This is a genomic window from Luteimonas padinae, from assembly GCF_014652935.1.
Classification (GTDB): domain Bacteria; phylum Pseudomonadota; class Gammaproteobacteria; order Xanthomonadales; family Xanthomonadaceae; genus Luteimonas; species Luteimonas padinae.
Genome location: NZ_BMZT01000024.1, coordinates 1 through 2,950, shown reverse-complemented (window position 1 = coordinate 2,950; position 2,950 = coordinate 1). Strand labels below are relative to the sequence as shown.

General features: G+C 57.1%; 4 protein-coding genes. All 4 read left to right on the top strand.

Annotated features, from left to right (window positions below; genetic code table 11):
- Positions 1–947 precede the first annotated feature (947 nt).
- Positions 948–1,307 carry a hypothetical protein gene (locus tag IE168_RS14385; RefSeq protein WP_189499498.1) on the top strand — a complete coding sequence of 120 codons (360 nt, stop codon included), beginning with the start codon at positions 948–950 and terminating at the stop codon, positions 1,305–1,307.
- Positions 1,308–1,472: 165 nt separating this feature from the next.
- Positions 1,473–1,853 carry a hypothetical protein gene (locus tag IE168_RS14380; protein ID WP_189499496.1) on the top strand — a complete coding sequence of 127 codons (381 nt, stop codon included), beginning with the start codon at positions 1,473–1,475 and terminating at the stop codon, positions 1,851–1,853.
- Positions 1,854–1,975: 122 nt separating this feature from the next.
- Complete coding sequence (locus tag IE168_RS14375; RefSeq protein ID WP_189499494.1) at positions 1,976–2,431, top strand: DUF2214 family protein; 456 nt, start codon at positions 1,976–1,978, stop codon at positions 2,429–2,431.
- Between the two features lie 65 nt (positions 2,432–2,496).
- The coding region (locus IE168_RS14370; RefSeq protein WP_189499492.1) for a GNAT family N-acetyltransferase at positions 2,497–2,950 on the top strand (454 nt) is incomplete at its 3' end.

Here is a 2,950-nt window from a genome sequence, read left to right as displayed (position 1 = left end):
TCACATACACCAAGATCAAGTGATTCAGGTGTTAGGGCGCACATGAAGAATCTCGCACCTTTCTGCTTTGTCGCTTTGCTCCTCTTCGGGTGCGCTCATAGCCAACCGGAGTATCCGCGACCATTCTTTCCTCAGCTAGCTTCCCCGCCTCCTGGGCTTGAAGAAGTTTGGCTGACGGCAGCTTTCGAAGGCACTCTCGTAGTCGCGGATGGGTGTGTAAAGGTTCGCTCACTCGATGGGCAGTTGGACACAACCGTCCTGTGGTATCACGGTATAGAGTTGGTGCGCGATAAGTCGGGGCTGTCCATCCAGAATATCTACACAGGAGAGACCGCAAGATTCAACGTTCTTGCTAAATTCGGTGGAGGGGACGCTTCGGACGAGCATGTACAGAGGAACTATCCGGAGGTGGCGCGCCGTTGTGGCCCTCCTTACGCTGTCGGCTACCCGTCAGGTGCGCCCTAACAAATCATTCAAGCCGATGCCGCTTCGCGGCACGGCTTAATTCTGGTGTTAGGCTTAGCGGTGAAACATCACCGCAAGTACCAAGAGCGTTTGGCTTCAAAAGGTCGCTGCCGGCCAAGAACGTCAATAACATGAGTTGCAGCTCGCAGTTCGTCGCTCCACCCGCTTGCGCGCCAGTACGCAACGCCTGACATGTCGCTCGGCAGGAAGGCAAGTCGGCCTTAGGCGCGCAAGCGAATAGCGGCGGCAAGGTCTAGCTCATCGCAAACTGAAAAAGCAGGTTTCGGGCGCTGCCGGTCAAGATTTGCGGGTTGCGCACCGGAGCAAAAGCGCCATTCCTGAGCTGCCCAGGCGAGTGGCCCGCAAGCCTAACAGTTCGTTCAAGCCGACGTTGCTTCGCGGCCGCCCCGGCGTGGTACGCTCGCGCTACCACGCCATGTCGTCCACTACGCAACGCGGCTTAACTCAGGTGTTAGGCGGCCATGAAAGAATTCCTCTATCTCGCAGCATTCCTAGCAGTCGCTCTCGGTATTGCGCATTCTGTTCTGGGGGAGCGGTACATTCTTGTTCGCCTCTTCCGGCGGGACAACCTGCCCAAGCTATTTGGTAGCCCCGAGTTCACTACCCGCACATTGCGTTTCGCTTGGCACATCACTACCGTTGCGTGGTTCGGCTTTGGTGCACTTCTGTTGCACGCCGGGCGTGGTGACCTCGCCACCTCCGGTACGTTACAGATCATCGGTATCACTTTCATCTTTTCCGGCCTTCTTCCACTCTTCATTACTCGTGGCAAGCATCTATCTTGGCTGGTACTGTTTGCCATCGGCGGCCCGCAAGCCTAACAGTTCGTTCAAGCCGACGTTGCTTCGTGGCCGCCCCGGCGTGGTACGCTCACGCTACCACGCCGTGTCGTCCACTTCGCAACGCGGCTTAACTCAGGTGTTAGGCGGCTTGAGCGGCACCGCGGCGACTGAGACACTCTTCCGGGAAAATCTTTGGGCCGCGCCGTGAGTACCGTCCCCTTCTTCATCGCCGATATCTGGCAGGGCCTACTTAAGGGTCACGGGCTGGTCAACTTGCAGGAGCACGCGTTCAGGCTTGAGATACAGGTCGTCGACTCGCTCACCGCACTCTTGAAGATTAAGCACCTGGTTCATGAGGTGCCGCTGGCTGACGTCGCATCCATCTCCATGCGGTCATACTTGGGCGGGCTTTACACCGTGCTCTCCGTTCAAGGGACGCGAATGGACGTATTCGCGGGCTTCCCACGGGCACGAGGCGGTCGCTGTCGGCTTCGCATCGCAAGGCGTGATCGGCAGAGTTGCGCTGCGCTTGTCGAGCGCTTCGCAAGCTTCAAGGCAGCGGCTCCGCAACTGGCCGCCGCCTAACAATTCGTTCAAGCCGACGTTGCTTCGCGGCCGTCCCGGCGTGGTACGCTCACGCTACCACGCCGTGTCGTCCACTACGCAACGCGGCTTAACTCAGGTGTTAGGTGACACCCAGGATTTCTATGTTTCCAACATTTGCTGCCCTACACTTCCTGCTGGCGTTTGCACTTGTGGCATGTCTGTCGGCGGAACTCGCACTCCTCAAAGCCCCCGCTGAGCGCATTTCTTATACTGCACTGGCTAAGATAGATGCCACATATGGTGCCAGCGCCGGACTTCTCATCGCAGTAGGACTCTACCGTGCGATCTATCTTGAGAAAGGTTGGGCCTATTACTCGCACTCTTTGCCATTTTTGATCAAGCTCACGCTTTTCGCAGCCATTGCCCTGCTGTCCATCTATCCAACAATTCAGTTCATCGGCGCGAGACGGGGCGACAAGATCATGGAACAAAGAACTATCGCCAATATCCAGAAGATCATCCATATTGAGTTGATGCTCGTTGTTGTTCTCATCGTGTGTGCATCCTTGGCCGCAAAGGGCGTCGGCTTTGTCACTTCAGGTGTTAGGCGGCAATGATGCTTTCGGTCCGACCTGCAGAGGATCACGAACGGGCGTTCTGTGAGTGGCTCAACCGGCGCAACATGAGCGGGTACCTCGTTGCACGAGGCATTACTTGGGATCCTTCTCGTTTCCTTGCCAGCTGGGCGGAATTTGAGAATCTAATGATCCTGTCGGAGTCTACGGTCGTGGGTCTGTTGCGGCTCGTGCCGGAGCAGGGCGCGCTGGGGCTGAGGGATCTTCAGGTTGTTCCAGAGCATCAAGGCCATGGCATTGGTTCGTGGGCCGTCCGTCAAGCTCAAGCCATTTCGGTTGAACGTGGCTTCCCCCGGTTGCGGCTGCGCGTGTACCAGGAGAATCCGGCTGCAGCGTTGTATGCTCGCCTTGGATTCAAGGCGGAGTCGGCTGTGGGCGACACGGTGCACATGGTGTGGCAGTTGCCGCCTAACGATTCAGGTGTTAGATCACTTGCCAACCATCACGCTAACTCAAGCTTCGATCGTAAGCCTGCTCACGTTCGGCTTAGGATTGATCATT

Excerpts from the sequence above, each read along its gene's own strand:
- IE168_RS14385 (WP_189499498.1), top strand. The coding sequence starts at position 948 with ATGAAAGAATTCCTCTATCTCGCAGCATTCCTAGCAGTCGCTCTCGGT.
- IE168_RS14375 (WP_189499494.1), top strand. The coding sequence starts at position 1,976 with ATGTTTCCAACATTTGCTGCCCTACACTTCCTGCTGGCGTTTGCACTT.